The organism is Synechococcus sp. H55.9 (assembly GCF_047462355.1).
GTDB lineage: Bacteria > Cyanobacteriota > Cyanobacteriia > Thermostichales > Thermostichaceae > Thermostichus.
Genome location: NZ_JANSJB010000013.1, coordinates 10,116 through 16,607, shown reverse-complemented (window position 1 = coordinate 16,607; position 6,492 = coordinate 10,116). Strand labels below are relative to the sequence as shown.

Below are 6,492 nucleotides of genomic sequence, written 5' to 3'. Positions count from 1 at the left end.
CTCACCGCAGCAAAGCCGCCCCCCAGGCAAAAAGACCATCCACCAACAGGGTATTTAGCACTGCTCCGGCAAAGGCCCAATGGTGCAGGCGGCGGGATCCCCGAATCATCCACAACCCAGCGCCCAGCAAGAGAAGGCCCAGGCCGATGCCCCAACTCAGGCCCCAGGGGGTAGCCATTTTGTCAAGAGCGGCCATGAAAGGGACAACCGCCTGATCCAAGCGGTCGAACTGCATCGCCTGTCGCCACTCCGGCAGCAAGCCCACCGAGTGAATGTAAAGATCGGTAATCGCCGTGCCCCACAGGGAACCGAGATAAAACCAGGTGCCGATGCGGGCAAACCGCTGCCGTGTCCCCCACCAGACAATCGGGATCCCCAAAGCTTCCACGGGCATGTGCCAAAGAGGCTCAAAGCGCAGCCAGCCCCAATACAGGGATCCCGCCAGCCAAGTCAGGGTAAAGCCGTAGAGCAAATCTCCCCACAGGCGGGTACGGAGCTGCGAGTAGAGATGCAAACTGAGGCCCAACCAGCCCAAAGACATCACCAAGCTCACCCAGGGGGCATATCGCACCAGGGGCGCTTGCACAAAAACGGGCAGGCAGACGAGCAGAGCCGCCATTCCCCCAATGGCATGGTGGGATCCGAAACGCTTTTGAATTGGGAGAGGGCGATGCTCAGATGACAGCAGAGGCTCATTTGGGAGAGGGGGCAAAAAAGGTGTGGAAGACAAAATGCAACATTAAAAACCTTTACATCAGTTAACATAGCACCTTCTTCGCCGTGACAGGAGCGGGAAAGCTCCGGGAGGCCGAAATGGGCATTCCCTCTCCAGAGATGCCAGGGTGGAAACGATGTGCTGGCCGGAGGAAACCGTATGGACTTGCTGTTGGCCGCAGATATCGGGGGCACCAAAACCAGCCTCAGCCTTGTCAATGCCGAGGATCCCGAGCACAGCCTTTATCATTGCCGCTACGCCAGCCAAGATTTCGTCAGCCTCGCCCCGATGGTGGGAGAGTTTCTGGCCCAGGCTCGGCAGGAGCTGGGTCGAGATCCACAGCCTGCTGCTGCCTGTTTTGCGGTGGCCGGCCCGGTGATGGAGCGAGCAAGGGTACAGACCGCCAAGATCACCAACTTGCCTTGGGATCTGCAGTCAAGCCAATTGGCCGCAGAGCTGGGGATCCCGCGCGTAGCCTTGATCAACGACTTCAGCGCTGTGGGGTATGGCCTGCTTGCCCTGGGCGATCAAGATCTGGACACCTTGCAAGTGGGTGAGCGTCAACCCCGGGCTCCGATTGGCGTGATGGGAGCAGGTACGGGTTTGGGGCAGGCTTACCTCACCTGGGGAGAAGGCGGCTACCAGGTTCATGCCAGCGAGGGAGGGCATGTGGATTTTTCCCCGCGCACCCCTTTAGAGTGGGAGCTTTTGAGGTATTTGCAAAAACGGCACGGGCGTGTCTCCACCGAGCGGGTGGTCTCAGGGCAGGGAATTGTTGCCATCTATCAATTTTTGCGGGATAGTCGGTGGGGGCAAGGGGAAGAACAGTTGCTGGCCCAAATTGAGGCTTGGGAAAAGGGGGCCGAGCCTGTTGACCCGGCAGCCCAAATTGCCAATGCCGCCATGGAAGCACGGGATCCGCTGGCAGTGGAGTGTCTGCGGCTTTTTATCAGCTTGTACGGAGCTGCGGTCGGGAACTTCGCCCTGCAACTGCTGCCTCGCGGGGGCCTGTTCATCGCCGGTGGGATCGCGCCCAAGCTCTTGCGCCTCTTGCACCAAGGAGAGTTTTTGTCCTCGTTTTTGGACAAAGGGCGGATGCGTCCTCTCCTGGAGCAACTGTCGGTGCAGGTGGTGGTGAATGCGCAGGTGGGGTTGAAGGGAGCTGCTCGCTATGCCGCCACCCTTTTGTCTGGCAAGACCACCCAGCCCAGCGGATGATGGCAACGATCCCCATTGATGCTGGAATCATGCTGGACAATCTTGTCCAGCCGTCCCTCGTCGGGATCCTAAACTTCATCCCTTGGCGGATGGGGCAAAATGGGATTGGATCTTTGCCGCATTGTTAGACTTCCCAATAGCGGGCAGCCGCCATCCAACCGATGATCGCCGTCCCTCAGCACAGTTATAGTCACTACCAAGTAGCAATGAAACGTTTCTCTACGTCGTTATTTCTACGCAACGCTGTCGCGAACGCGCCGGCGGCGCGGAGCGCTATCCCTAACTCCCCTCTCCCTCTGGGAGAGGGGTTGGGGGTGGTCGCGTTAGCGGCGCGGAGCGCTTGGGCACCTCTGGGAGAGGGGTTGGGGGTGAGGGTAGAGGCCCGGAGCGCTTGGGTCGGCGGCAAAGTGTCTTAATCTTGTTTGAAACGACTATAATCCGATGAATCCAATCCTCTGGGCTTTGAGCATAGCTCTGCTGCTGGCCGTGGGTCTGGCAGCCTACCTGTTGACTGCTCGCAAATACGAGTCTCCCGCATCCGTGGCTAAGTCTTACGACGAGTGGACCCGCGACGGGATCCTGGAGTTCTACTGGGGCGAGCATATTCACCTCGGCCACTACGGATCCCCGCCGCGGCGGAAGAACTTCATCCAGGCCAAGCACGACTTTGTCCACGAGATGGTGCGCTGGGGCGGGCTGGATCGGCTGCCGCCGGGGACGACGGTGCTGGATGTAGGTTGCGGCATCGGCGGTAGTTGTCGCATCTTGGCCCGCGACTACGGCTTTGTCGTAACCGGCATCACCATTAGCCCACAGCAGGTGCAGCGGGCCCAAGAGCTCACCCCCCCCGATCTGCCCGTCCGGTTTCAGGTGGCCGATGCCCTCAACCTGCCCTTTCCCGACGCCAGCTTTGATGTGGTCTGGTCCATCGAAGCGGGGCCCCACATGCCGGACAAGGCCCGCTACGCCAGCGAGATGCTGCGGGTGCTCAAGCCGGGAGGCATCTTGGTGGTGGCGGACTGGAACCAGCGGGACGACCGTCAAAAGCCCCTCAACTTTTGGGAGCGGCTGGTGATGCGGCAGTTGTTGGATCAGTGGTCGCACCCCGCTTTTTCCAGCATCGAGGGGTTTGCCGAACAGTTGCAAGCCACCGGGCTGGTGGAAGGGCAGGTGGAAACCGCCGACTGGACGCAAGAAACCCTTCCTTCTTGGCTGGATTCCATCTGGCAGGGCATTGTCCGTCCCGAGGGCTTGCTGAAGTTTGGCTTGGTAGGCTTGATTAAGTCGCTGCGGGAGGTGCCCACCTTCTTGCTCATGCGCCTGGCCTTCGGCACCGGCCTCTGCCGCTTTGGCATGTTCCGGGCGGTGCGGGCCGCCACGCCGGCAAACTCCGCCTCCCCAGAAGTAGTTGGCCACAGCACCCAATAAGAGACAATGACGCTCCTTGCTCCCCCTCCGGATACCCTGGACGCCCTCTACGACGTGATCATCGTCGGCGGCGGCATTGCGGGCCTGACTCTAGCTTGTGCCCTGCAGGGCTCCGGCCTGCGCTTGGCCCTCATCGAGGCCCAGTCGGCTGAGGCAGTCAGGCAGCGCCCCTTGGCCTATGCCCTTTCGCCGCTGTCGATCCGCATCTTTCGGGCCATCGGGGTGTGGGAGGCGCTGGCTCCCCACATCACGCCCTTTGCCCAGGTGATTCTGACCGACGCCAACGCTCCCCAGCGGGTGACATTTAGGCCGGAGGATGTGGGGGAAACGGCGGTTTTCTACTGCGGCGAACATGCTCGGCTGCAGCAGGTGCTCCAGGAGCAAGTAGCCGCCGATCCCAAGATCACCTGCTACTACGAAGCCAGGGTGGAGAGGGTAACCTACGGGAAGGTTGCCGCCGAGGTAGAGCTGGAAATGACACAGGGCCGGCGCCGACTGGCCGCCGCTCTGGTGGTGGCTGCCGACGGCCTGCGCTCTCCCGTGCGGCAGCGGGCAGGGATCCCTAGCGACGGCTGGGACTACTGGCAGTCGTGTATCACCGCCCTGGTGGCCCCTGCCCAAGACCACCAAAACATCGCCTACGAACGCTTCTGGCCTGCTGGCCCCTTCGCCATCCTGCCCCTGCCCGGCAATCGCTGCCAGGTGGTCTGGATCCTGCCCCACGAGCAGGCCAAAGCCACGCTGGCCCTTTCTCAGGCCGACTTCTTGGCCGAGATGCAGCGCTACTACGGCGTCCAGGGCGGCTGCCTCACCTTGCTGAACCCGCCCCAAGTCTTCCCGGCCCGTCTGCGCCAGAGCCGCCGCTACTATCAGCACCGCTTGGCGTTGGTGGGAGATGCTGCTCACCACTGCCATCCGGTGGCCGGCCAAGGGCTGAACCTCGGCATCCGCGATGCCGCTGCCTTGGCCCAGGTGCTGTTGGCTGCTTGGCAACGGCACGAGGATCTGGGAGATGTCAAAGTCCTGCGCCGCTACGGTCGCCGTCGCCGTTGGGAAAACTGGCTGGTGCTGCTCTTCACGGATCTACTCACCCGCACCTTCTCCAACTCCTACTGGCCCCTGGTGGTCATGCGGCGCTGGATCCTGAGCGGGATGATGGCCTTTCCGCCCCTGCGCTGCTTTTTGCTGCGCCTGATGACTGGCTTGTGGGGAAGCCCTCCCTACAGCCCCAGTTCCTCCTTGGCCTTCTGAGCTGCCCAAAGCACCTCCGCATCGGCGGCCTGGGACCAGTCGGGATCGGCGATCTCGGCGTAGAACCTGGGGTCGTAGGAGCGGGTTTGCACCACCACCGGCATGGGCACGGCATGGCCGAGGATCAGGGCCTGCTGTTTGGAATCCAGCTTGGCCAGCACTGTTTTCAAGTTCTGGCTGCCGGCTACCCCTGTGAACACGGCCTCGATATCTTGGTCGTCGTTGAGGAGGGCCGTGATGCGGGTGCCCAACTGCGACATCACCTCGCTGTCGATACTGGAAGGGCGCTGATCCACCACCAGCAGCGTGACAAAGTACTTGCGCATCTCGCGGGCAATAGTGCCGAAAATGGTCTGCTTGGCCGCCCGCGGATCCAGAAAGCGGTGCGCTTCCTCGATGGTGATGCACAGTTGCCGGGGCCGGTCGAGGGGATTTTTGGACTGCAGGTACCGCTCTGTCTGCTGCACATAGGCCTGGTGGATGCGGCGGGTGATGACGTTGGCTGCCAACATGTAGGAGAGCAGGTTGGACTGGGATCCGAACTCGATGACCACGTGGATGCCGCGGCTGAGGGCCTCCAAGATCTCGCCGATGTAGTTGTGGGGCAAGCTGTTGCGGATGTACTTGAGGTCGTCGAGGCGGGTGAGCTTGCGCTGCAGGGCCAGGATCGAGGCCTTGTTGCCCATCTTCTGTTCGCAAAACTCTTGAACCTCGGCGTTGGAGAGGCTCAAGAGCCGGCTGATCCAGTCGCGGCCAAACTCGTTGCGCAGGATAATGGCGTTTTCCAGGCTGGCCTCCGAGAGGTTGAGCTCCTCCGCCAACAGGGCCAGATCTTCCACCTCGATCTGGTTGTAGGCAATAAACAGTTCGCGGGCATCCCGCACCCCTCGCCGCCGGGTGGAATCGGGATCCAAGGTATAGATTTGTACCTGGCCGGGGAAGAGCTGCCGCAGCCCCTTGACAGTGGTGGCCTGCCTATCCTCGCTGGCCGCCTCCCAGCCGTACTCGGAGTGCATATCAAAAATTAGGTTCACCGCCGCCCGTTTGCGGATGATGCCCGCCAGGAGCAGGCGGGCCAGGAAGGATTTGCCGGTACCGGACTTGCCGAAGATGCCGTTGCTGCGCTCCACCCAGCGATCCAAATCTAGGCAAATGGGCACCGCCATGTCCAAGGGCTGACCGATGGCGAAGTTGCGCCGAGTTGGGTCCTCTTCCCAGCCGAAGACGGTGCGAAAGTCCAGCTCCCGCGCCTCGTACACCTGGGAAAAATGGGCCGGCACCGTTTTCACCGGCAACAGCTCCATCGCCTCGGCACCAGGAAGGGCTGGGCCGCCATCTTCTGGCCGCTTGGGATCAATGAGGGGGTACAGCCTTTCCCCTTCCGTCTGCCGCGGCACCAACATCAGCATTGGCGTGAGGGCGATAACCCCGTAGGTGCCGGTACCTGCCAGCACCTCCTGCAGCAGGGTCTCTTCCGGGCGGGGGGGGTTGACCAGGATCTGGGGGTTGCTGGTTGCTAACGTAACGTCGGTGAGCAGACCGAAGAAGCGGTGGCGCTCCCCTTGAATCACCACAAACTTGCCCACCCGCAGGTCTTCTACCGAAACACCGGGGTTGAGGCGAGCTTCCAAGCCCCGACTCAGGGATCCCTGAATCACCGTGGCCAAAGGTTGGGAAGCGGTCATGGCGGTGAGACTAGTTCTGGGCACGGGCGCTGGTGCGGGGGGCGCCATCCTGCACGATCCAGGTGCGGACGATCTCCACCTCCTCCGGCGTCCAAAAGCCCAGACGGGAGAGGGGCAGCCCGCGGGCCTGGATGTAGGCGATCTCCGGGGATCCGCCGCGGGCCTGAGAGCGGTTGGGATTGTTGGCGTTGAGAA

5 protein-coding genes and 1 pseudogene are annotated in these 6,492 nt (G+C 61.9%); 3 read left to right on the top strand and 3 right to left on the bottom strand.

Annotation, left to right across the window (positions count from 1 at the left end; translation table 11 throughout):
* Position 1: 1 nt before the first annotated feature.
* Positions 2 to 619 carry a DUF3120 domain-containing protein gene (locus NW857_RS03335; RefSeq protein ID WP_414333349.1) on the bottom strand — a complete coding sequence of 206 codons (618 nt, stop codon included), beginning with the start codon at positions 617 to 619 and terminating at the stop codon, positions 2 to 4.
* Between the two features lie 255 nt (positions 620 to 874).
* On the opposite strand from NW857_RS03335, the gene NW857_RS03330 reads away from it, so the two are divergent.
* The 3 genes from NW857_RS03330 to NW857_RS03320 all read left to right on the top strand — a co-directional run bounded on the left by NW857_RS03330 (position 875) and on the right by NW857_RS03320 (position 4,612).
* Complete coding sequence (locus NW857_RS03330) at positions 875 to 1,933, top strand: glucokinase (protein ID WP_414333351.1); 1,059 nt, start codon at positions 875 to 877, stop codon at positions 1,931 to 1,933.
* 441 nt (positions 1,934 to 2,374) lie between these two features.
* Positions 2,375 to 3,361 carry a methyltransferase domain-containing protein gene (locus NW857_RS03325; RefSeq protein ID WP_414333352.1) on the top strand — a complete coding sequence of 329 codons (987 nt, stop codon included), beginning with the start codon at positions 2,375 to 2,377 and terminating at the stop codon, positions 3,359 to 3,361.
* Between the two features lie 6 nt (positions 3,362 to 3,367).
* Positions 3,368 to 4,612 (top strand): FAD-dependent hydroxylase, encoded by a 1,245-nt coding sequence (locus NW857_RS03320; RefSeq protein WP_414367933.1) that lies wholly within the window; start codon positions 3,368 to 3,370, stop codon positions 4,610 to 4,612.
* On the opposite strand, the gene NW857_RS03315 is transcribed toward NW857_RS03320, so the two are convergent.
* Positions 4,582 to 6,297 carry a helicase HerA domain-containing protein gene (locus tag NW857_RS03315; RefSeq protein ID WP_414333356.1) on the bottom strand — a complete coding sequence of 572 codons (1,716 nt, stop codon included), beginning with the start codon at positions 6,295 to 6,297 and terminating at the stop codon, positions 4,582 to 4,584. The two genes, NW857_RS03320 and NW857_RS03315, sit on opposite strands and share 31 nt — an antisense overlap.
* A gap of 10 nt (positions 6,298 to 6,307) precedes the next feature.
* A pseudogene (locus NW857_RS03310) lies at positions 6,308 to 6,492 on the bottom strand (hypothetical protein); the annotation flags it as partial.